The 23,566-nt window shown below is 48.9% G+C and carries 19 protein-coding genes, 1 tRNA gene and 2 pseudogenes; 3 read left to right on the top strand and 19 right to left on the bottom strand.

Annotation, left to right across the window (positions count from 1 at the left end; translation table 11 throughout):
- Positions 1 to 7 precede the first annotated feature (7 nt).
- The 6 genes and pseudogenes from FD01_RS08150 to FD01_RS08125 form a co-directional block, all read right to left on the bottom strand.
- Positions 8 to 763: an amino acid ABC transporter ATP-binding protein gene (locus FD01_RS08150; RefSeq protein ID WP_056963636.1), complete on the bottom strand. Its 756-nt coding sequence runs from the start codon at positions 761 to 763 to the stop codon at positions 8 to 10.
- Positions 760 to 1,548: an amino acid ABC transporter permease gene (locus tag FD01_RS08145; RefSeq protein WP_082611786.1), complete on the bottom strand. Its 789-nt coding sequence runs from the start codon at positions 1,546 to 1,548 to the stop codon at positions 760 to 762. The genes FD01_RS08150 and FD01_RS08145 overlap by 4 nt, the downstream gene beginning before the upstream one ends.
- 462 nt (positions 1,549 to 2,010) lie before the next feature.
- Entirely contained in the window at positions 2,011 to 2,196 is a 186-nt protein-coding gene (locus FD01_RS08140) for a hypothetical protein (RefSeq protein WP_054715672.1), read from the bottom strand.
- Positions 2,197 to 2,208: 12 nt separating this feature from the next.
- The gene (locus FD01_RS08135) at positions 2,209 to 3,531 is read right to left on the bottom strand and encodes a dihydrolipoyl dehydrogenase family protein (RefSeq protein ID WP_054715671.1); all 1,323 of its coding nucleotides are present in this window, start codon (positions 3,529 to 3,531) and stop codon (positions 2,209 to 2,211) included.
- Between the two features lie 37 nt (positions 3,532 to 3,568).
- Complete coding sequence (locus tag FD01_RS08130) at positions 3,569 to 4,507, bottom strand: ABC transporter ATP-binding protein (protein ID WP_056963634.1); 939 nt, start codon at positions 4,505 to 4,507, stop codon at positions 3,569 to 3,571.
- Positions 4,504 to 6,032 (bottom strand): annotated as a pseudogene (locus FD01_RS08125) (ABC transporter permease/substrate-binding protein). The gene FD01_RS08130 and the pseudogene FD01_RS08125 overlap by 4 nt, the downstream one beginning before the upstream one ends.
- A gap of 197 nt (positions 6,033 to 6,229) precedes the next feature.
- Here FD01_RS08125 and helD point away from each other — a divergent pair.
- Positions 6,230 to 8,506, top strand: coding sequence for an RNA polymerase recycling motor HelD (gene helD, locus FD01_RS08120; protein WP_056963631.1), 2,277 nt, complete (start codon positions 6,230 to 6,232; stop codon positions 8,504 to 8,506).
- A gap of 45 nt (positions 8,507 to 8,551) precedes the next feature.
- Here the strand turns inward: helD and FD01_RS08115 are convergent, their stop codons facing one another.
- The 4 genes from FD01_RS08115 to FD01_RS08100 all read right to left on the bottom strand — a co-directional run bounded on the left by FD01_RS08115 (position 8,552) and on the right by FD01_RS08100 (position 10,786).
- On the bottom strand, positions 8,552 to 9,223 hold the full coding sequence (locus FD01_RS08115) for a CPBP family intramembrane glutamic endopeptidase (protein ID WP_056963629.1): 672 nt from the start codon (positions 9,221 to 9,223) through the stop codon (positions 8,552 to 8,554).
- Between the two features lie 57 nt (positions 9,224 to 9,280).
- Positions 9,281 to 9,353 (bottom strand) — tRNA-Thr (locus tag FD01_RS08110).
- A gap of 53 nt (positions 9,354 to 9,406) precedes the next feature.
- Complete coding sequence (locus FD01_RS08105) at positions 9,407 to 10,048, bottom strand: HD domain-containing protein (protein ID WP_054715647.1); 642 nt, start codon at positions 10,046 to 10,048, stop codon at positions 9,407 to 9,409.
- 21 nt (positions 10,049 to 10,069) lie between these two features.
- Complete coding sequence (locus FD01_RS08100; protein WP_056963627.1) at positions 10,070 to 10,786, bottom strand: nitroreductase family protein; 717 nt, start codon at positions 10,784 to 10,786, stop codon at positions 10,070 to 10,072.
- Between the two features lie 33 nt (positions 10,787 to 10,819).
- Between FD01_RS08100 and FD01_RS08095 the strand changes: the two are divergent.
- Positions 10,820 to 13,330: pseudogene (locus tag FD01_RS08095) on the top strand (excinuclease ABC subunit UvrA).
- 40 nt (positions 13,331 to 13,370) lie between these two features.
- Here FD01_RS08095 and FD01_RS08090 read toward each other — a convergent pair.
- From FD01_RS08090 to FD01_RS08055, 8 genes are all read right to left on the bottom strand, one after another.
- The gene (locus FD01_RS08090; RefSeq protein ID WP_152164611.1) at positions 13,371 to 14,255 is read right to left on the bottom strand and encodes a hypothetical protein; all 885 of its coding nucleotides are present in this window, start codon (positions 14,253 to 14,255) and stop codon (positions 13,371 to 13,373) included.
- Positions 14,256 to 14,287: 32 nt separating this feature from the next.
- Positions 14,288 to 15,280, bottom strand: a complete 993-nt coding sequence (locus FD01_RS08085) for an aldo/keto reductase (protein ID WP_054715631.1) — start codon at positions 15,278 to 15,280, stop codon at positions 14,288 to 14,290.
- A gap of 248 nt (positions 15,281 to 15,528) precedes the next feature.
- Positions 15,529 to 16,338: an HAD family hydrolase gene (locus FD01_RS08080; protein WP_054715630.1), complete on the bottom strand. Its 810-nt coding sequence runs from the start codon at positions 16,336 to 16,338 to the stop codon at positions 15,529 to 15,531.
- A 48-nt stretch (positions 16,339 to 16,386) separates the two neighbouring features.
- Positions 16,387 to 16,722 carry a hypothetical protein gene (locus FD01_RS08075; protein WP_054715629.1) on the bottom strand — a complete coding sequence of 112 codons (336 nt, stop codon included), beginning with the start codon at positions 16,720 to 16,722 and terminating at the stop codon, positions 16,387 to 16,389.
- 188 nt (positions 16,723 to 16,910) lie between these two features.
- A complete protein-coding gene (gene brnQ / locus FD01_RS08070) occupies positions 16,911 to 18,251 on the bottom strand; it encodes a branched-chain amino acid transport system II carrier protein (protein ID WP_056963623.1) in 1,341 nt (446 codons plus the stop codon).
- A 90-nt stretch (positions 18,252 to 18,341) separates the two neighbouring features.
- Entirely contained in the window at positions 18,342 to 19,010 is a 669-nt protein-coding gene (locus FD01_RS08065; protein ID WP_056963621.1) for a DUF6198 family protein, read from the bottom strand.
- Positions 19,011 to 19,021: 11 nt separating this feature from the next.
- Positions 19,022 to 19,831: a Cof-type HAD-IIB family hydrolase gene (locus FD01_RS08060; RefSeq protein ID WP_056963619.1), complete on the bottom strand. Its 810-nt coding sequence runs from the start codon at positions 19,829 to 19,831 to the stop codon at positions 19,022 to 19,024.
- A 69-nt stretch (positions 19,832 to 19,900) separates the two neighbouring features.
- The gene (locus FD01_RS08055; protein ID WP_054715626.1) at positions 19,901 to 20,797 is read right to left on the bottom strand and encodes a LysR family transcriptional regulator; all 897 of its coding nucleotides are present in this window, start codon (positions 20,795 to 20,797) and stop codon (positions 19,901 to 19,903) included.
- Between the two features lie 145 nt (positions 20,798 to 20,942).
- Here FD01_RS08055 and FD01_RS08050 point away from each other — a divergent pair, with 145 nt between their 5' ends.
- Positions 20,943 to 22,142 (top strand): aminotransferase-like domain-containing protein, encoded by a 1,200-nt coding sequence (locus FD01_RS08050; protein WP_056963617.1) that lies wholly within the window; start codon positions 20,943 to 20,945, stop codon positions 22,140 to 22,142.
- A 50-nt stretch (positions 22,143 to 22,192) separates the two neighbouring features.
- On the opposite strand, the gene FD01_RS08045 is transcribed toward FD01_RS08050, so the two are convergent.
- Positions 22,193 to 23,380 (bottom strand): C40 family peptidase, encoded by a 1,188-nt coding sequence (locus FD01_RS08045; protein ID WP_056963615.1) that lies wholly within the window; start codon positions 23,378 to 23,380, stop codon positions 22,193 to 22,195.
- Between the last annotated feature and the right edge of the window lie 186 nt (positions 23,381 to 23,566).

Raw genomic sequence — 23,566 nt, 5'->3', positions numbered from 1 at the left:
ATGTTTTTTAGTTGTGAACTGTTTGCGTGGCAAAGCGTGCCAGGAATTGTTTAGTGCGTTCGTGTTGCGGGTGGACTAAGACTTCATCTGGGGTGCCAGCTTCTTGGATGCGCCCATCATCAAAGAATAAAACCCGGCTGGCGACTTCCTGCACGAATCCCAATTCGTGTGACACTAAAATCACAGTGAAATTAGGATGGTCGAGCACCACTTGTTTTAAGGTTTGTAAGACTTCACCGACTAGCTCCAAATCTAACGCCGACGTCGGCTCATCGAGCAACAATAACTTGGCATCAGTGGCTAAGCTGCGGGCAATGGCGACGCGCTGCTTTTGCCCGCCGGATAGTTGTTCGGGATAAAAGTTGGCATAAGGCGCTAAGCCGACGCGGTCTAATTCTTGCAACGCCCGGGCTTTGGCTTCGTCCTTCGGGATCTTCTTGACGGTGATCAAGCCTTCTGCTACATTCTCCCAGGCGTTCTTCTGGCGAAATAAGTTGAATTGTTGAAACACCATCGTCGAGGCTTGACGAAACTTCAGACGCTGGGCTTTGGTGATGTGTGGTGCGACGATTTGTTGATCATCAATGGTGATGGTGCCAGCATCTGGGGTTTCCAGTAAGTTCAAGCACCGCAGCAGTGTGGATTTACCTGATCCGCTGGGTCCGATAATGCCGATGATTTCACCGGTTTGAATTTCTAAATTAATGTCTGAAAAAATTTGATGGTCATCAAATTTTTTCGCTAAATGTTCGATCGTAATCATGAGCGGACCTCCTTGCTGGCAAGCACTTGTGCGCCTACAATCGGCGTTTCAGTCGGCGCTGGCGTTCCCACTAAGTGTTGCGCCACCCGGAAGCGATTGATGCGCTTTTCAATTAAGCGAATCAAGATTTCAGTGATCACAGTCAAGGCCCAGTAGATAATGGCCAAGGACAGGTACACTTCAAAGTAGCGGAAGGTGCGCCCGGCGATGATCTGCCCTTCAGCAGTCATTTCGATCACGCCGGCGACAAAGGCTAACGACGTGCCTTTGATCAAGCTGATGAACTGATTGCCCAACGTCGGCAAGGCCACCACCAAAGCTTCTGGAATGGTGATGCGCCGCAGGATCTGCCAGCCCGTCATGCCTAAGGTTTCAGCCGCTTCGATTTCACCATCATCCACGGAAAGCAGCGCACCACGAATGTTTTCTGAGTTGTAGGCCGCTTCGTTGATGGCAAAGGCCACAAAGACAAACAAGAACGCAGGCACATGGTTAATATTGAAATTCGTGTGATTGTAGTAGTTCCAATACCGCAATGCGATCGGTACACCGTAGTAGGACAAGTACAGCTGTACCAACAGCGGCGTCCCGCGGACAAAGGAGACCAAGACGGTGAAGATTTGATTGAGCACTGGGATTTTGTGCAAGCGCACCAAGGCGATGCCCAAGGCTAAGACCAGCCCCACGACCATCGATAACAGCACAATGCCTAAAGTGATCGGCAGATACTGTAATAAGTCCGGGATATTGGTGAGAATCAGTTTGAAATCAATCAGTTTAGGCATAATTTTTCCTCCTTAAATTCGTATCAGATCAATCATGAACACATTCGGCTGCTCCTTACACCAAGGCCCAGCAATAACACTAAGTAAATTTTCATAAAAGCTCCTTTTGACCACAAAAAAACGCCTCGTAGCATATAGCTACGAGGCGCAGTCAGCGCGGTACCACTCGTTTTCGGTAGTCTAAAAACTACCCTCAAGGGGATCGTTGCAAGCAAGAATCCCTGTCGCGTTAACGGGCGCACCCGGCGTTGGCTTGATTTCCCTCACCGACACTGACTGATTGCGGACCATATTCATTCACACCGCCTTAGTCGCTTTCACCAGGCGCGGCCTCTCTGAGAATTTGGTAATGAATTACTCATCCGTCTGTCATTTACTGTTGTGAACAGTTTAAACCCACGACGCGTCCTTGTCAAGCGTGATGCGCAAAAAACTTGACACAATTGCCTAATGCGTTGGAAATTAGGCCATTGCAACGATAATCGCTGCGATCACGCAAACCACCATACCAATGACGCCGACGATCATCATGGCTTTGCCAAAACCGGCATTTTCCCCTTTGAATTTGCGGCCGATGGCAAAAATAAATCCAAAAATCACCGCTAAAATCACGGCTGAGATCAACAAAATGGAAGTAAATGCAGACATGTGAAACTCCTTTTAAAGTAAATATGACAAATCACTTGAAGCACTTGGATAAGCAAACAAGACTTGTTGTGGATCAAACGCTTGGTGTTGTTGAATCAGCAACGTGAATTGGTTGATCAATTCTTCGGCATGGTCGCCGACCACTAGCGCACCAACTAACAACTGCGTCTGACGATCCCTGATGGTGGCCACCCGAGCTGTGTGATCTAAGGTGCGATGGTAGGTATACCAATTGGAAACATCCTGGTCTAATACTTGATAGCGGTCAGGATCTGCTTTAGCGGTTTGCAAATCAACCCCGACGCGCGCAATCTCAGTGGTGCCAAAGACAATTTCTGGAATCACGGGATATGCGATCGGTTCGCTCATCCCTAACAAATGCTTGGCGACATAGCGGCCTTCAAAACTGGCCACTGGCGTCAACTTGGGTTGGGTTTTGTCTACGGCATCGCCAATGGCATAAATGTGCGGGATCTTGGTTTGCATGAATTCATTGACTGGCAACCCTTTGGCGGTCATTTCTAAACCGATCGGCGATAAATCGATGCCGAGGTCCGCTGAACGTCCAGTCGCTGCAAAGGCCGCATTCACATTCAAGCTGAAACCATCTTCGCCGTGCAGCCACACGCCTGATTCGGACTTGGCGACACTTTCAAGGTGAATGTTATCATGCCAGTGAATATGCGCATTCGTCATTGCTTGCTTCAGCGTCGCCGTCGCGCGTTCATCCCACCCGCGCAAAATGGTTTCAGATCGGTTGATGATATGCACGTCAGCCCCTGCTGCCGCTGCAATGTTGGCCAGCTCCACGGAAACGTAACCTGCTCCGATAAAGGCGATGCGTTGCGGCAATTGATCCAAGTCTAAGAATTCGTTAGAAGTCTTCAGCAGTTCTGCGCCAGGAATATCCGGTTTGGCAGGTTTGCGACCCGTGGCGATGATGATGTCATCAGCATCAAATAAGTCTCCAGCCAGCGCCACGGTATGGCGATTGAAGAATTCCAATTCACCGTGCCGGGTGTTCACGCCTGCTGCATGCAAACCAGTCAGCGTCCCACCAGGCACCGTGCTGGTATAACTACGCTTGTGCGCCATCAGTTCTGGCCAGTTGATGGTCAACTCCCCGCGCACCCCAGCTGGTTGCATATCCCGGGTAGCAGTTTTGAGTTCTGCGGCGCGATAAAGCATTTTCTTCGGATCGCATCCGCGGTTAGGACAAGTGCCACCCCACAAGTCGCGCTCAAATACCATCACGCGCTTGTGGTCAGCCAAAGCACTGGCGGCAGCGACGCCGGCAGGTCCGGCACCGATAATGATCACATCATAATGATTCATGCAACATCCTCACCTTTCTTAAAAAATCGGCGACTGTTCAGGCGTTGGCGGCTAAGAAATTCAACACCGCTTGCGCATCTAGTTTAAACTTACCCGAATCTGTTTGAAATGTCACTTTTTTCCCTTTGGCAATCGCAGGCATGATCGTTTTCAATAAGGTATCTGAAGCCGTCAACTCACTGGCTGAGGCGGTTGCTGGCGTGGCAAAACTTTGGAGCTTATGAATCGGTGTTTCCATTAACCGGGCTTTGGTTCCGGCAAAAAAGTCAGCGACCCATGCCGTGGCTGGATTTTTGGCAATGGCTTGTGGGGTGTCACATTGGACGACTTGCCCATCGCGCATCACCGCGATGCGATCGCCTAAACGCATCGCTTCATTCATATCATGCGTCACAAACACGATGGTCATGTTCAAGCGCTGATGCAGATCCAACACCAACTCCTGCAACTGATTGCGTGACAAGGGGTCAAGCGCAGAAAAAGGTTCATCCATTAAGACCACTGGCGGCTTATTGGCAAACGCCCGCAAAATGCCGACGCGCTGTTGTTCCCCACCAGATAAGGCTTTGGGCAAACGGTCGCGGTATTGAGCAGGCGGCAAGCCGACCGAATCTAATAGTTCGTCGACGCGCTTAATCACTTGGTTTTTGGGCATATGCCGCAGTTCTGGAATCAAAGCGATATTTTGGCCCACAGTCATATTAGGAAACAAGGCGATTTGTTGAAGGACATAGCCGATTTGCCAGCGCAATTCCCGAAGCGGATAAATGGTGATATCTTGACCTTTAAATTGGATCGACCCAGTAGTCGGTTCGATCAGACGGTTGATCATTTTTAACGTGGTGGTTTTGCCACTGCCAGATTCGCCCACTAAGACAAATAACTCCCCGGTATGGACTTTGAGGTTGAGATCTTGGACGGCGTCGCCTGCGGCATAGGTTTTGGTGACGTGGTCAAAGGCAATTAATTCACTCATTGTTTCGCCTCCAATAAATGATGCGTGGTCAAATAATGCTTGGCAACGCTGGCCGCCGACTGTTTCTTCACGTTCACATCGTAGTTCATCTGCTGCATATCCGTTTCGGTGATTTTACCTGCGAGTCGATTCAACCGCTTGACGATGGCAGGATGTTGTTTCGCCCAGCTGGCTTTCATCATCGGCGCGCCGCGATAAGTGGCAAAAACGTGCTTAGGATCTTGCAGCGCCAATAGTTTGTATTGGGCAATTTGGGAATCCGTCGAATACCCATCAGTGACGTCCACATGATCTTGCGACAAAGCTTGATAACGCAGCGAGGCGTCCAATGAGTTCACCTTTAAGTTCAAGCCATATTGTTGTTTGATCCCGGCATAACCATCAGCTCGGCCAGAGAATTCCAAGTCGAAGCCAGCGGTGGCATTAGGCAATTTATTGAGATCCGCGATGGTTTTTAAGCCATAGCGCTTCGCCGTACTTTGTCGCACCACCAAGGCATAAGTGTTGTTGTATTTCATCGGCGAAAGCAGCGTGAGCCCTTGTTTTTTCAGCAAGGCATTGGCAATGGGATAAGAATCAGCGCCTTGCTTGATTTCAGCCGTTTGTTTGGCCGAGGGTTTCACTAAGCTGGTGACCACCGTGCCGGTAAATTCTGGATACAAATCAATTTTGCCCGACTTTAAAGCGTCGAATAAAAAGCTGGTTTGCCCGAAGTTAGGTTTCAACACCACGTCGACGTTGTCTGAACCTCTTCGATCAGTAATTTGTACATATTAATGAGCACTTCTGGTTCACTGCCAAGTTTGCCGGCAATGGTGATGGTTTCCGGTTGTGGTTTCAAGGCTTGATACCCCCAAACCCCGCCACCGATGACGCCTAATGCAACCAGTCCCGTTGCCACCCAGCGAAAACGGATCTTTTGCACTAACGCCAAGCCTGCCGAAAAGACTAAAGCCAACGCCGCCGAAGCAATCGCCCCAAGTAACGTTAAGGTCGTATCGTTGCGGTTGATCCCAGACATGATAAAGGTCCCAAGACCACCGCCGCCGATCAACGCGGCTAAAGTGGCCGTGCCGATGATCAACACTGTGGCGGTGCGGATCCCGCCCATGATCACAGGCATCGCGAGGGGCAACTCCACCTTGCGTAATTTTTGAAACCGGGTCATGCCAAATGCTTCAGCAGCTTCTTCATAGGCGGGATCGATTTCTGATAACCCGACATATGTGTTTTGGAAAATCGGCAATAAGGCGTACACCACCAGCGCAATAATGGCAGGCGTGGTGCCGATGCCGACAAGAGGAATCAACAAGCCCAACAATGCTAATGACGGAATGGTTTGCAAGATCCCAGTCAGTTGCAACAACACATTGGCCAAGCGCTTATGCCCCAGCGAAAATACCGCCAGTGGTAAGGCAATCACCACTGCGATCACCAAAGCCACTAATGAGATTTGGATATGTTGGCCTAACGCCACAAGCAAATCACCGCGACGCTCTAAAAATGTTTGCCATAAATTGCTCATGTCGTCCTCCATACGCCCATTGTTTCCGACTTTAAATATCACCCAGTTTAACATATTTTTTGACAGGTTGCTTACTATTTCACAGCACGTCACTTGCACAAATGCGTGACATGCAATAAACTAGATAGACCAATTTGTTACCTCTAGTGTAACAAATCCCGAATTTTTCCCGCAAATCACCTTAGGAGGCTCGCTGCATGTCGTCAACTCAAGCACAAGAACAAACCCTCGTCACGCAGGTGTTAGCTAAATTACACCGCCGCCTCGACATCATCGCCAGGCAATTAAAAGAAGCCCATGAAGATACCCAACGCATCGAACAAAGTTATGGCGATGCCACCAAAGTCAACATCACTGAAATCGATGACCGCATGGAAACCAATGCCGCCGTCCAACAACAAAAAATGATGGTCGCCCGCGCGGTGGAAAATGAAACCATCCTCGAACACGAACAAACCCGCTTAAAGCGGTTAGTCTCAAATCCCTATTTTGGCCGCATCGATATTCAAGATGTCGATGGCCCAGATACCTTGTATATCGGCACTGGCACCTTTCAAGACGATGATAACCAGTTTTTGATCTACGACTGGCGCGCCCCGATCGCCTCGGTTTATTACAACGGGACGCTGGGGCCAGTGACTTACGCCACCCCAGTTGGTGAACGCCAAGTCGATCTCACCAAAAAGCGCCAGTTCATGATCCAACAAGGCGTGATCACCAACATGTTTGATACTTCAGAAACCGTTGGCGATGAAATTCTGCAAGCGGTGCTTGGGGCGCAATCAGACGACTACATGCAAAACATTGTCGCCACCATTCAACAAGAACAAAACGACATCATCAGAAACACCAAAGCGGATGTCTTAGTAGTCCAAGGCGTTGCCGGCTCTGGGAAAACCTCTGCGGTACTGCAGCGCGTGGCTTACTTGCTGTATCACGCGCGCACCACGTTAGACGCTGATCAAATGGTGTTATTCTCCCCGAACCAACTGTTTGCCAATTACATTTCTGAAGTTTTGCCATCGCTTGGCGAAAAGAACATGCGCCAAGCCACGATGTATGAATTTTTCGCCAAGCGTTTTGCTGGGTTACATGTCCAAACGTTATTTGAACGTTTTGAACAAGATCAAGTGAACTTGCCAGAAACCACCAAAAAGATCCGCCGCTATAAAGAAGCGGCAGATTACTTGGATGAAATTCAACGCTTTGTCGATACCCCAGGACACGTTCCCGCCTTTATCGACATCATGTTGAACGGCGAAGTCTTCTTCAAAGCCAGCACCATTCAAAAAATCTACGCCGCCCAACCTGCACGCGCCACTGCCGCCAACAAATTCCTCGACACCAAAAATGCATTGATCAAACGCCTGCACACCCGCATCCGCCTGGCGGTTTATGACGATTGGGTACAAACTCAGTTGGAACTCATGTCTGATGAAACCACGCGCCAATTGTTAGCAGGACGCGAATTTGAATCTGGCGATGATGAAGCCCAATTCTTAGCTGAAGCTGTGGTGAGAAAAGCCTTCGCCCCAGTATATGACGCGATTTATAACGACTACTTCTTGGATGAGTATCAAGAATATCAACACTTTTTAGCCACGGTCCAAGTGCCAGCTGTTGATCCTGACGTCTGGGCGACGATGAGCCAAGCGGTCGCAGACGATTTGGAGGCCCATCACTTACGCCTAGAAGATGCCGCGCCGATTTTATATTTGCGCGATGCAATCGCCGGTTCTGGACAAAACCATCAGATCCAATATGTGTTCGTTGATGAAATGCAAGACTATACCATGGCGCAGCTCAAATATTTGCATCATGCCTTTCCTAAAGCCAAGCTGACGCTGTTAGGCGATGCCAAACAAGATGTGTTCACCAGCAACTACCAAGCCAGTCCTTATTTTGACAGCTTGAAGCAAGTGTTCAAAGGGATGCGCATCGATCAGATCTCGTTGAACAAATCCTATCGCTCGACGCAGCCGATCACCAACTTCGGCAAAGCACTGTTGCCTGAAAGCGACCATATCTTAGCCTTCAACCGCGATGGTGAAAAACCGCAAGTCTTGTGTTTACCACAAGATCAAGCAATGGCTGGTGTCACCAAACTCGCCGATACCTTATTGCGCAGTAATCATACGGTGGCCATTTTAACCAAGAACCGCGCCGCTGCTGAACAGCTTTACACCACGCTTAAAATCGACACCCCAACGCACTTACTCACGCCACAAGATCACCACTTGCACACGGGTTGTTTGATCATGCCGGTGTACTTGGCCAAAGGGTTGGAGTTTGATGCAGTGATCGGCTGGGATGTTTCAGCTGACACTTATGCCACTGAAGCGATGCGCGATGTGTTGTATACCTTGTGCACTCGCGCTTTGCATCAGTTGATCTTATTGGGCATCGATCAACCAAGCCCCTTGATCACAGCCTTACCCGAAGAACTTTACCAACCATTGAAATTACCGGTTTAACTCAAAAGGCGCTGACTCAGTCGAATCGAGTCAGCGCCTTTTGCGTTACAACATTAAGGCGATGAAGTTATTGAGAAAATGCAGCGCAATGCTGTAGCGAATGTCTTTGGTTTTGACATAAGTCATTGTGAAGACTGCGCCCATCGCAATGTAAACTAACATATTCAAAGGCTCACTCGGTCCCGCATGCATCAAACCAAACACGACACTGGAAATGATCGAAACTGCCCATAAGCGGCGTTTATCTTTCAGTGACCCAAAGCTGTGCATCAGCAAACCGCGAAATAGCAGTTCTTCAACCGGCGGCGCCCCGACCACTGCAATCAATACCATGGTCAGCGGCGCTTGTTGTAAGACTTGCATTAAAGCATCTTGGTTTTGTGATTCTGCCGTCCAATGTAAGCTGATGGCGATACCGCTGAACCCTTGAATCAAGGCTAAGGTCAACACCATTTTACCCATGAACTGCCAAGTCTCTCGCGTTGGCGCATGCGGGCCAAAGCCTTCCGGGTCGCGCTTTAAGTAATACTGATACGTGGTGGCCAGCAAATAGATCAAACTGCCAAAGACAATGGCAAATACCAAGGCGACTAATCCCGTGCTGGCTTTGCCTTTCGTGGCAATGGTTGGGATCATCACGATCATTTCTGCGATCATGTACAAGCCAAACAGCACAACCACGCCTGCACAACGCCGGATCACTTTCCAAATATTCAATGCGTCGCCTCCTATTTAAAATAACAAAAAAGCCTTCCCAATGCGGAAGGCTCTCGCTGCCGTCTACTGGATTTGAACCAGCGACCTCAGCCTTACCACGGCTGCGCTCTACCTTCTGAGCTAAGGCGGCGTCAACAACTGCCTATCCAATATACAATAGTCGTCTAGGCACCTGCAACTTTTTCAGCGCCGGCCTTGATACTCCGCTAAGAACTCATCCACAAAATCATGCATCACTTGCGTCCGCGCTTGAGCTAAGGTTTTAGCGGCTGGGGTATTCATTTGACCGGCGAGTTTAAACAACTTCTCTTCAAAATGATTCAACACCGGGCTTGGCGTTTGGCGATATTGCGTGGCAGTGAGTGTCGTACGCGGTGGGATCGCTGGATCATACATCATACTGCCATGCGCACCACCATACATAAAGGTCCGCGCAATGCCAATGGCCCCGATGGCATCTAAGCGATCAGCATCTTGCACCAGTTGGCCTTCCAGACTTAATTCAAAGTGATGCGCTAAATTCGCTTTATAGCTCATATGATCGATGATTTCAAAAATCGCTTGTTGCTGTTGGGTGCTGGCGCCGGCTTTGACCAACTCGGAAGCCGTTTGAGCTTTGGCTGCCATCACATCAGCCACGAGTTTATCGTCGTAGGTGTCATGTAGTGTTGCGGCCGCCAAAGTGATGTCGGCATCCGCTTGCGGTGTTTGTTTTAATAATTGCCGCGCGGTGGCTACCACGCGTTTGATATGATCGGCGGCATGGCCGCTGGAATCATGTTGGGCCACCGCATCAGCGTAAGCCGTTAAAGTGGAAATTTTCATTTTAACCTCGAATTCGTTACACTATTGGGGTAAGTTGAACCCTTGAGCCTTTAAAATTGTGCCAATGTCATCCCGATGATGTTGATCAGCTGATAAGTGCTTTTCGATCAAGCTGGTGAAAGATTCCACGCGCGCCCCTGTTGTCCGATGGGCGTAATAATCAGTGACTTGCGCATCATAGCTTGATAAATCAACGCGCCCGGGATATGTATTCTCGCCTAGCACTGCCGCTTGTGGCAAGCGCGGTTTCAACTCAGTGGTTTGATCCGGTACGCCGATCATCAACCCTAACAATGGGAAAGTGTACTTCGGCAAGTGCAATAACTGGATCATTTGCGCTGGGTCGTTCAAAATACTCCCCAGCATCACGCCACCTAAGCCGCTATGTTCAGCCGTGCTCAACATGTTTTGGGCCGCCAGCGTCGCATCAAAGCAGCCGGCTAAAAAAGCATTCCAGTTGGTGAAGTGCGCAATATCTGCCTGTTGAGGTGTTTGCGCAATATCACGCGCCGTGTCCACCACGAAAATAAATAATTCACCATTGCCGGTAATGCATGGGCTGGTCGAAATATTTTGGATCGCTTGGCGCAACTTGGCGTCAGTCACGCGAATCAAACTAAACGATTGTAAGAATTCACTAGAACTGGTCGCTTGCGCTGTTGCCACCAAGCTTTGCCAGTTGATCGGTTCAGCTTTAAATTTGCGAATACTGCGATGCGCCAAAGCATTTTGATCCAAAAAGGTCACTCCATTTCAAAGAAGGTTTTTAATATGTTTCATGATAACACGATTCCGACTCACATTGTGGTGCGCGGCGCCAGAGTGAATAACTTAAAAAGCTTAAACGTCGACATCCCCTTGCATCAACTGGTCGCCATCACTGGCCGCTCAGGCTCTGGTAAGTCAAGCCTCGCGATGGGCGTGTTGTACGCAGAAGGCATGCGCCGTTATGTTTCAGCGTTGTCCACTTACACCCGCCGACGCTTAGGGCAAGTCGGCCACGCGCAAGTCGATAAAGTTGAACACATCCCCAGTGCCATCGCCTTGCGCCAACGCCCAGTCGTCCCTGGTGTGCGCAGTACAGTCGGCACCACCACTGAAGCGCTGAATGTGGTGCGCTTAATGTTTTCAAGATTAGGTTCGCCGCAATGTCCAAATGGCCACCAGATCCCGCCGACCATTGAAATTGCGCATTTAATGGACACCCAAGGCGAAAAAGCCACTTTGACATGTCCCGAATGCGGTGCTTCTGTACGCTTGTTTGGCGCTGAAAGTTTCGCCTTTAATTCCGTTGGCGCTTGCCCTGAATGCAATGGTACCGGTGTGGCGAAGACTTTAGCGGTATCGCGCTTGATCCCAGATCCCACCAAAACCATTCGCGAAGGCGCCGTGGCTTCTTGGCGCTTGCCAGGGCGCAACTTCATGCAAATCGTCGCGCAATATGCTGGCGTCGACATCGATACGCCATTCAACCAGCTGCCTCAAGATCAACAAGACATGGTATGGCATGGTCCCAAGCGCACTTACGCCATCAACATCCCATCTAAAACCGGCAAGATTTTCCACATGGACAATGCCGTTTATGAAAATGCGTATAATGCGGTGCTGGATTCCATGGCCACTACCACCAACGAACGCGCGATCCAACGCTTGAACCGCTTCTATGAATTCGGCGTATGTCCGGTATGCCACGGCTCTCGTTTTGATCAAAAGCTGCTCACGCAAAAAATCGTCGGCAAAAACATCGCTGAAGTTTCTGATTTAACGCTCAGTGAACTCCATGATTTTTTGCCAAAGATCCAAGCATGGTTACCTGATGATATGCAACCACTCGCCCATGACATTTTGCGGGAACTCGATCAGATCTTAAAGCCATTGCTTGATTTAGGCTTGAGTTACTTGGCCTTGAGTCGCGCTGGGAGCACCTTGTCGACTGGTGAACTGCAACGGATCCAGCTGGCGCGCACTTTACGCACGCAAACCACCGGCGTGTTATACGTCTTAGATGAACCTAGCATCGGCTTACACCCCGCCAATGTTGAAGGGTTGATCGAAGTGATGCGAGCACTAGTCGCTCAAGGTAATTCTGTGGTCGTCGTCGATCACGATACGGCGATCATTGAAGCTGCCGACACGGTTTTAGAAATCGGGCCTGAAGCTGGGAAGGCTGGTGGTCGCTTGTTGAATCTTGGGACACCGGCAGAAATTTCTCAAGCTGACGATTCCTTGATCGCACCTTTTCTCAATGGCTCGGCAACTTTGCGGGTGAGACCCGTTCCGCAACCAGCGAAGAAATATTTTGGCGTCACTGTCACCGATCGTTTTAATTTGCACAACCTCACCGCCAGTTTCCCGATCAATCAGTTTTCAGTGGTGTCAGGATTTTCTGGCGCTGGGAAGTCAACGCTAGTCCTAGATGCTTTAGTCCCGGCCTTGACCGCCACCAAGAAACAGCCAGCGCCAAGTTTTGTGTCGGACATTCAAACTGGTGGCATTAAGCGGGTCGTCGCCATCGATGCCACACCTGTCGGCAAAAATGTTCGCTCAACAGTCGCCACCTATACGGATATTCTCGATCACCTGCGCACCTTGTTTGCCAACTTACCAGAAAGCCAAGCCGCGGGCTACACCGCCAGCAATTTCTCTTATAACGTGAAGCTTGGTGCCTGCCCAACTTGTGGCGGCACTGGGCAAATCAACTTAGACATTCAATACTTACCCGACATGCAAGAAACTTGTCCCACTTGTCACGGCCAGCGCTACAATCCTGAATTATTAAAGATTCAATGGCATGGTAAAAATATTGCGGAGTGCTTGGCGCAATCTGTTGACGATGCCCAAACGTTTTTTGCCTCAGAACCTGCCATTGCCTAAACGCTACAAACCTTGCATGATATGGGGCTGGGTTATTTGCAACTCGGCGAAAGCACCCCGGCATTGTCTGGTGGTGAAGCCCAGCGCTTGCGCTTGACCAGCCATCTCGGTCATACCCAACGCGGCACGCTATTCGTCTTTGATGAACCTAGTGTCGGCTTGCATCCTCTTGACGTTCAAGTGCTACTGCAAGTCTTTCAGCGTTTGATCGATCAAGGGGCAACAGTTTTGGCCATTGAACATGACCTCGATATGATCGCCAATGCCGATTATTTGTTTGATATGGGTCCTGAAGGCGGGGCCTTTGGTGGGAAGTTAGTTGCTAGCGGTACGCCGACACAAGTCGCTGCCGGCAATGGGCAAACCGCGAAGTTTTTGAACCAACATTTACAACATTTCACGCACTGAATCGAAAAAGGGAGACCAGACGATGGCCTCCCTTTTGCGTTTACTGATAAGTTTTCGACACGACTTGCCAATTGTTTCGATCATCTGGATCGGCAGCTTGTAAATCACCGTTGGCATCGACGCGGTAGATCTTAGTCAGTTGTTGATGTGAATAGACATAAACTTCTGCGTAACCATCGACAAAATTTTGGGTGAAGGTATAGTCTCCGGCATTATAGTCAGCCGCCTGCGATTGAATGACGATTTTCACCCAATGGGCCATTTGCGCCGTGGTGAGATTGTGCACATCGACATCTTTTGAACTCGCAGTCGCATCAGAATTAGCGCGTGCTTCCACTTCGGTTTTGGCATCAGCCAATGGTTCTAGCTTCCAAGTGATGGTATTACCATCTTGATCGGGCGCTTCCCACTGAACGGGTTGGAGCTGCTGATCAGTTACCGTAAACGGAATTTGCCAACCATTCATGGCTAATACGTTGCCGTTCACACTGTAGCCGATGGTATGCGCGTATAAATATCGTGCCATCCCGCTGACCCGTGCTTGGGTTTGATCAGCGAAATAGCCGAGCATCACGCCATCGTGAACCAGATTTTGCGGGGCCTTGTTCTCATTCATCGCTTGATCGACAGCTTCTCCATTGAACAAAACCGACATGATTTGAAAACCTAAGCCGACCAAGTCAGGTGCAGCTGTTGATGAGCTAGTTGTCCGGTTGGATTTTTTCGTTGAATGGCTGGCCTTGCTTGTTGCTTTACTTGATGATTTTGGCAACGTTTTGCTTGAACTAGTAGCCGTTTCACCACCATCATCCGTACCGCTATAGGCATAAGCCAACCCGCCTGCAATTAAAATGATCGGTAACAAAATCCCAATGATCAGCCACAAGCGCTTGTGATGCGAGCGTTTCCCCATTCTTGTTGGCATGCCAATTCCCCTATTTTGCCATTCGCAACACGTTAGTTTAACGTCACAATTTGATCGATCGCGGCGAGTTCATCAGCAGTAAACGCCGTATTTTGGGCTGCTTGTAAGTTATCGTCCAAATGTGCCGCGCTGGTGGTCCCAATGATCACACTGGCCACTACTGGGTCACGCAACAACCAAGCTAACGCCAATTGACTCATACTTTGACCACGATTTTGGGCAATGGCATTCAAGGCGTTGAGCTTTTCAACTAATGCCTCGTTGCCAACACTTAAGGTGGCTTGATTGGTATGATGAATCTTGAAATCGTCCGGCAAGCCATTCAAATAGCGATCTGACAACAAGCCTTCTGAAAGCGGCCCATATGCCACTAAGCCTTGATGATGTTCCCGCAAGACATCCAACAAGCCACTGGTTTCCACATTGCGATTGAACATATTGTAGCTCATTTGTGACACGACGACTGGAGTATGGTAAGCCTCAAACAAGGCCAGCGCCGCTTGGGTTTGTTCGACATTGTAATTGGATATACCGATATAGCGGGCTTTACCACTTTTGACTACCGCATCTAACGCCGATACCGTTTCTTCAAGCGGCACCGCGTCATCAAAACGATGCGCATAATACACATCCACATAATCACTTTGCAGTCGCTTCAGAGAGCCATCGATATGTTGCATGATCGCCTTGCGTGACAAGCCGCTACCAAAAGGGCCTTCGCCTACCGCGTAACCCACTTTGGTCGCGATCACCAACTCATCGCGATAACCTTTGAGCTCACCGGCCAGCACTTTACCTAGTAATGCTTCGCTTGAACCATATGGGATGCCATAATGATCCGCCACATCAAAATGAAACACACCTTGATCAAAGGCATGGAGCAATAACGCTTGCCGTTCATCAAAAGGCGCTTGCGCATCAAAACGTTGCCACAAGCCTAACGATACTGCCGGCAGTTGCAAACCAGAGTCGCCAACTGAGCGGATCGCCAAGTGGTCATACCGCGTCGCTTTTGCTTCATACATGCTTATCATCCTTTCTCGATAGCCTCATTGTCGCATGTTAGCGCTTTCGATACCAGCTCAGAACTTAGAAACCATTTCAATAAAAAAAGTGAGACCGAGACATAATCCTAAATTTCAGCATAGTCGCGTTCCATAAAGCAACGCCCAGAAATACAAACGCCTCTACACCGCGATTAAAGAGCAAATCGTGATGAAGAGGCGCTTGTATTATGGGCTAAGACCGCTTTATGTCTCAGCCTCACCAAACTTTATTTAAAATAGTTTTCCAAGAAATGGGCAATGCCGTCTTCCGTGTTGCTCAACGTTTGAAAACGCGCCGCTTTGGCGACATCTGGCACGGCATTGCCCATTGCAACCGAAATGCCTGCCGCTTTAAGCATGCCCAGATCATTCAAGCCATCACCGAAAACGATGGTACGACTGGCTGGGATCCCCGTTTTCGCCTGGAGTTCCGCGATCGCAGTCGACTTGTCCACGTGCTTTGGGATCAATTCGATATTGGTCGCATCACTAGCTGACAAATGCATCGCATTGCTGGCAGCTAAGGTCATCATCGTGCGTGCCAAAGATTCTGGATCATGCGGACTAAAGATGATCCCATTGGTGATTTCTCCAACATGGCCCAACAAGTTTTCCAACGTGTGGACTTGCTTGACAGCAATGTTAGCCGCTGCACTGGCAAAACTCATCATGGTATCGATAACAGATTGACTTGGCGTTTTGGTGTAATACACCGTATCATCGGTGAAGTAAACGGCAGGCAGGTTTTGTGCCGCAGCCGCTTGTTCCGTCAACGTCAAGGCGTGTTCACCCATTAAATGATGCACGCGGTCACCGTTGAAATCATACACCGCACCATTAGAGGCAATGATTTCTGCACGATCGTCGACTTGATCCGCGATCACTTTGGCCAAGTTATACATGCGCCCAGTTGCAGCATAGAACTCATGGCCGGCATCTAATAATTGTTGCAAGACGGCAACGGTTTTGGCGCTGACATGCTGATGGTCATAAGCCAAAGTCCCATCGATGTCGGAAATGATCAGATACTTATCCATGTGTCCCTCCTGAAAAAAAAGACGGCTAAACAACAGCCGTCAGTGCGTTTAGCGTCCTTGTGGAATGGTGTTGAGGTCCGATTTGAACCATTCATTCCAAGGTGTTTCTGGTAACCCATTCTCATTGAATGGGGCGTTGATCGTGTTTAACAAGGCGATCAAGTTCTCACCGCGTTCGCGCAACAAACCAGCGGCTAATTCTTCATGCGTGAAAGTCGTGTTAGCCATGATCCAGGCATTGATGTCAGCAATGTGCCCGGTGGTATCAGCTTGGGCGATCAGGTCCAAACCTTCGTTGTGGAATTTATCCAAATAAAATTCAATAAAGTCACTGAGGGCTTTTTGTTGCGCTTCAGGCGTCAATTCAGAGATCGACTTAGTCATAGCTTTACGCCATCCTTTCAAATTACTCACTCTTATACGATAGCTAAATTTCATCGCGTTGGCAAATCTGAATTTCAATCCGCGGTTTTTGATCAAATCCCACAGAGCGTGTCAAAAGCTGGCATATATCGGCATTTTCACACCTTAAATCAGCTTTGAACCAACAATATGTGGTGCAATTAAATTTTTCATTGCGAATTATTTTTGCGACTGCTGAGCTGATCACATAAGATCCCAAGCACGGCCCCGACTAAAGCTGGCACCGTCCAGCCTAAGCCTGCTGAAAAGCCTGGCAGAAATTGACCGATTTTCAAGATGCTTATGCACCAACTGGCTTGCAAGCCCGTCGCATTCAAGCCATCAAGCAACGCTGGCACCGCCGTAAACAATAGCGACAAGTTGAACAACCAGCGATGCTGACGAAACATGACGGACAACAACCCGACTAAAATCAACACGATCGCAAATGGATACAAAGCCATCAATACTGGTGTCGATACGCTGAGCAACCGATCCAACCCGACGTTGGCAAAAAACATCGGGACTAATGTCGCCACTGCGATCACGCCTTGATAAGGGACATGCGGAAACATTTCTTTAGCAGTATCCCCAAACGCAGTAATTAAACCGATCGCCGTTTTCAAACACGCAATCACCACGATCACGGCTAACAGTACATTGCCAGCCGTCCCAAAATATTGATGCGCAACATTACTTAAAATCACACCACCATTATCAGCTCGGGCTAACACGCCTAGCGCATTGCGACCCAATAAGGCTAACAAGGCATAAATCACGCCCATCAACCCGGCCGCCAACGTTCCGGCCAAAACTGTGTGCTTGGCGATGGCAGTGGGTTGAGTAATGCCGAGTTGTTTGATGGCGTTGACCACAATGATGCCAAACGCTAACGCGGCTAAGGCATCCATAGTGGAATACCCAGCCGTGAAGCCAGTCGACAACGCCGCGGTTTTATATGTCCCCACGGCGGCTTGACCTTGGCCCAATGGTGACACCACCACTGCGATCAACAGCACTGCCAGTACAACTAGAAACACCGGCGTTAACACTTTACCGACATACACCATGATTTTACTTGGCTTGCGGGCAAACCACCACGCCACTGCAAAGAAAACCACCGAATAAATCGCCAAGGCTGGAATTTGATGTTCGGCACTGACAAAGCGCGTCAGGCCAATTTCATAAGAAATCGACGCCAACCGCGGCAAAGCAAATAACGGGCCGATACACAGATACAATAAAATCGTAAAAATATAGGCAAACGGCCGGTTAGCTTTTTCAGCTAAGCCAAACACCCCATCGACTTTGGTGATCCCGATCGCCGCGACGCCAAGCAAAGGCAGTCCGACGCCAGAAATTAAAAAGCCGATCACTGCCGGCCATAAGTGATCGCCAGCTTGTTGGCCGACAAACACAGGGAAAATTAAGTTGCCGGCGCCAAAGAATAAGCCGAACAACATGGTCCCGATAAAAATCAATTCGCGTTGCGTGAGTTTGCGCGACGTCATGTGAATCCCTCTTTTCGCTTGTTGCAAATATTGTAGCAATGGAGTCTGACAAGGGGGTGAACAATTTATGAGAAACGAAATCTTGAAATTTTAAACTTGCAAATGCCGATGCTTCAACTTAGGAAACACATGCGTATCAGCAAACCCGATCACGGCCCCTTGGGCAACCAGAGAAAAAAGCGTGCCAATATTGATCGCATAAATTTGATGCGTGAAGCTGACACACAAAATATCGATGAGGATCGGTGGCAGAAACGATACAGGTTGCGCGATGGCTGCATTGCCATGCAAGAACTTAAAGCGAATGATCTGCATGAAATCATCGTTGGGATGCAACACCACATTGATCCGCTGATAAATCGACGTCGCACAACCGATACACATGATGCCAATTAGATCTAATGCGACGCGGATGACTAATGGCAACGTCACTAACGGCGTCATTTTAATCAAATCTGCAAAACCCGACACCAAAAATGAAAATGGGATCATATAAATAAAGTTGCCAGCGATCCGGCGCCAATCGAGATGCCCTAACACTGCCGCGTTAAATAAAACGACAGCCACGCCTTCGATCAACAAAATCGTCAACAAACTGACGTCAAATGCGTGACTTAAATTCACCGCACTTGACGTCCACAAGGCGCTGCCGAGGTTCATCGCCACCGTCATGCCATTGCCAAAACCATTCAAAATCAACGAGAAACAAAACATCCCCAATAATTGTGCTGAGGTTTGGTCATCTGCTGTATGTTGCATGCGCTCATCTCTTATAAGGCTAAGTAATCTGCTAAATAATCGGCCATACCTGACTGTTCATTGTCGTGAGCCGTCACTGCATCTGCCATTTGTAAAATTTCTGGTCGGGCATTTTTCATCGCGACGCCCATACCAGCATAATCAATCAAGTCCAAATCGTTCAGGTCATCGCCAAACGCCACCACGTCTTGTTGCGCGATGCCGTAAAGTCCAGCAACGTAAGCCACCGCTTGCGATTTGCTGGTGTGCCCTGCTGTCACTTCAAGAGCGGTATGTTCACCACTCCATGCACCCCAAGTCTTCGGGGTGAGGCTGGGAAAGTGCTGGTGCACTGCTTGTTGCAAGGCGAATAAGGCATGTTGGCGAATAAACATCGTCACCGAAATCGGCGCTTGTTGCAAGCCGTTGGCATCAAACAACTTTTCCGGTGCTGGCAGATCTGGCAAAAATGGCATATCCACATAACCATGATCAGCTAACAACAATTTTTTGCCTTCTGCCACCATCAATTCGATATCAAATTGCGTTTTCAACGATTTCAACGCCAAAGCCGTTTGCGTGGTCAACGCGGTTTGGCGCTCACCATTCCAATGTTGATGCGGTTTGTGGATCAAGGCCCCATTGAAGTTGATCATCGGGCTGGTCAAGCCCAGTTCATCATAGAAATGCTCCGAAATCGAATCTGGGCGACCCGTGGCGATCACCACCAAATGACCTGCAGCTTGGGCCGCTTTTAACGTTGCGATGGTTTGAACACTCAATGTTCCAGCTTGATTCAAGGTGGTACCATCTAGATCTAAGGCGATCAGTTTTTGATTCATTTATGCCATTCCTCACGTCTAATTATTATGTGCTTATTCTAACGCACTGCCCCGCTACTTGGCGAATCATCACGCTAATAAGCAGTCCTTTGGGTAATGTTCTTTCAAATAAGCCTCGATCACCGTTTGCATCCGCGCCACTGAAGGTGACTTTTGCGTGGTGGGGTTCATCACCAAACATAACGTCCGCTCGAATGGTTCGGAGAACGAATAGGTGTTCACATCCCCAACCAGTTTCTTTAACGCCAATTTAGGCAACACCCCTAAGCCCAACCCAGCTTCTACCATTGAAAGGATCGACTGGTCATCTAGCGAATAATGCAAGGAATTCGTCGAAACATTGTAGCGATCCAACGCCTTTTTCGTATCACGATCATAATCGGCTTGTTGCAAGATAAAATTCTGATGCGCCATATCACGATCCGTCATAAAGGTCCCATTGGCTGGCGTGTAAGCGCGTGGCGTGATGCAATAAATCGGGTCCTTCAACAACGGGATGGCGATCAATTGCTTGGCCACTGGCATCAGAGAAAAGCCGATATCGATGGTGCCGACACGCACTTGTTCCGCGATTTCGTTGAAGCTGGCTTGCACCAACGACACAGCAATTTTGGGATACTGCTTTTTAAAGCGCAAAATAATTTCTGGTAACCAATTGTTGGACACTGAGGAAAACGCGCCGATGCGAATGCGACCAGTATTGATGCCATTAATGTTATCGGCAATTTGCACCAGTTGATCTTCCAAATTCAAAATGGATTGAATGGTCGGTAAAATCGCGGTGCCATCCGGGGTCAGTTCAACGCCAGTGCGATTGCGAATGAATAAGGGAAAACCGAGATCACTTTCTAGTTGTGAGACACTATGAGATACCGCACTGGGGGTCACGTTTAATGCTTGGGCGGCCTGCATGAAGGTGCCTTTTTCCACCACTGCACTAAAAACTTCGTAGCTAAAATTACTCATATCCTGCCTCCTAAAGCCTACTCGCTTGCCATTGACGGCATTACATGAGAAAAACTCATGTAGCTTTGAACAAGTTGAATTTTACTTCATCATAAAATCATCGTAAGCTTAAGTCAAGTTAAGCCAAACAGAAAGGAAGATCATCATGGAATTAGCCCAACGCAATTATCAAAATGCCAGTGCCGGATTAGAGGCGTTGTTCGCCGCGTCAAACCCAAGTGTGATCTCTTTTTCTGGTGGCTACCCGGATCGCAAATTGTTTCCCACTCGCGAATTGAACCAAGCCTTCGCCCACAGTTTCTCTGGGGCAGATCCTGAATTGCTCCAATATGCTTCCGCATCAGGCTTTCAACCTTTGCGTCAAAAATTAGCCGCACGCATGCAACAAGACGGCATGACCGTCACGGATCAAGACGTGTTGTTGACCCAAGGCGCGCAACAAGGTATCGACTTGACCGCGCGCTTGTTGTTAAACGTCGGTGACGGCTTAGTAGTTGAAGGCCCGACTTATGTTGGGGCCTTGGCCGCCTTTGATGCGTACCAACCGACCTATCATGTCGTGCCTGTTGAAGCCGATGGCATGGACTTGCACGCGTTACAAAAAGTCCTCATGACCCAATCTGTCAAGTTGATCTACACCATTCCTGATTTTCAAAATCCCACTGGCACGGTGATGTCCTTGGCCAAACGCAAAGCATTGATCGCATTGGCCAACCAATATGATGTGATGATTTTAGAAGATGGGCCATACCGCGACTTGCGCTACACTGGCGCAAACTTGCCAACGCTGCAAAGCTTAGACACTCAAGGGCGGGTGATTTTCTTAGGGAGCTTCTCCAAGATCTTAGCGCCGAGTCTACGCTTAGGTTGGCTGGTCGCCCAACCTGACTTATTGCATCACTTGACGGCGCTTAAAGGTGGCGTCGACGTCGAGTCTAGTAACTTAATGATGCATGGGATCAACGCTTATCTTGAACACAATGATCTCAATGCCCATATTCAACAGATCCGCGCTTGTTACTTAGAAAAAAAGAATTTGATGGTCGCGACTTTGCGCCAACATTTACCTGCTGGCTGCTCAGTCAATGATCCTGATGGTGGCTTTTTCTTATGGCTACAACTGCCAAAAGGCTTTGATGCCGAAGCCTTTATGAATGACACCTTGATGCCTCAAGCCAATGTCTCCTTTGTGCCAGCTAGCGTGATGGTGCCAGGCAGCGGCATGACCAACGGCGCGCGGTTGAACTTCACTGGCCCAACGCTTGCCCAAATCAAAACTGGCGCCTTGGCCTTGTGTGAAGCTTTAACCCAAGCACTGGCCCAACCGCAACGTTTGCGCCGTTAAAAAAATCCCTTCGCGAAGTTGAATTCGTGAAGGGATTTTCGTTTGTCGATTTATTTTAAGACGCGGACGCCAAAGCTTGGGTAGAAGTAGCTGGAAATCGTGGCCACTTTCACATTTTCACCAGGTTCAGGCGCTGCGATGTATTGGTTGTTGCCGATATACAAGGCATCATGATAGACACTGCCGTTAGAACTCCAGAATAAAATGTCCCCAGGCTTTAAAGCAGAAAGACTGACACGCGTGCCAGCGTTTTGTTGCGCGCCGGTGTAGCCGCCGATGTTCACGCCTGCTGCATGTAAGAAGACGTAATACATCAAGCCGGAACAATCAAAGCTGTTCGGGCCTTTACCGCCCCAAACATAAGGCTTGCCAATTTCAGTTTTGGCTAACGTGATCACTGCAGCGATTTTTGCTGACGTTGAGCTACTGGTGGAAGTCGTCGTCGAAGTTGAGGTTGACGTTGAGGTGCTGGTTGATGCCGAGGCACTGCCAGTGTAAGGAACAGCCCCAGCTGAAGCCACCCACTTGTTCGTCCCGATTTGATACCAGGTATAGCCGTTAGCAGTGGCTTTGGCGGTATAAGTATAAATCGCGCCTGCTTTCAAACTGCCGTTGACGCTGTAGCTAGTGCCAGCACCTGAGCGTTGGTTGGACGCGTATTTGATTTGCACTTTACCACTAGCTGCCGTGCTGGTGCTAGTTGAAGTGGCTGTGCTCGTAGATGCAGCGCCGGAATAAACCGCCGCGCCAGCTGAAGCAACCCACTTATTCGTGCCGATCTTGTACCAAGTATAACCATTGGCTTTGGCCGTCGCCGTGTAAGTATAAACTGCACCAACTTTTAAGCTCCCATTAACCGAATAGGAAGTGCCGGCACCACTACGTTGATTGGATGAATACTTGATTTGCACTTTACCACTGGCGGCAGTGCTGGTGCTCGTCGTTGTCGCGCTAGTCGTAGTAGAAGCCCCAGCTGAAGCCACCCAACGATTTGTGCCGATTTGATACCAAGTGTAACCATTGGCAGTTGCCGTGTTGGTGTAAGTGAACACTGAACCCACACTTAAACCACCGACGATTTTCGCAGCAGTAGTCGGCGTTTGGCGAACGTTTGAAGAATAGTTGATCTTCACGTAGCTGGCCGCAGAAACTTTGTTGCTATGGCCTGATGCCAATAAAACGCCAGCAAATACTGCGGTGCTAGCTAATAAGGATGTGGAAAGCTTGCTTGTTTTCAATTGAAGTTCCCCCGAAATCATTTCATTTTTAATAACACTCATTAATAAATTCAACATCAAAAATTTAACTTTTTGACATGGTTAAGTGTACCTTGTTCGTGTTTCGTGAACGTTACCAAAACTGAACAAACACGCAAATTGCAAGAACAAGTTAGCCACTCCGTGGCACGACACCGTGAGGCGAAC

Source organism: Lacticaseibacillus manihotivorans DSM 13343 = JCM 12514 (genome assembly GCF_001435035.1).
Taxonomy (GTDB): Bacteria; Bacillota; Bacilli; order Lactobacillales; family Lactobacillaceae; genus Lacticaseibacillus; species Lacticaseibacillus manihotivorans.
Note: the sequence above shows the minus strand (reverse complement) of the source record. Positions and strands in the feature narration are given on the sequence as shown.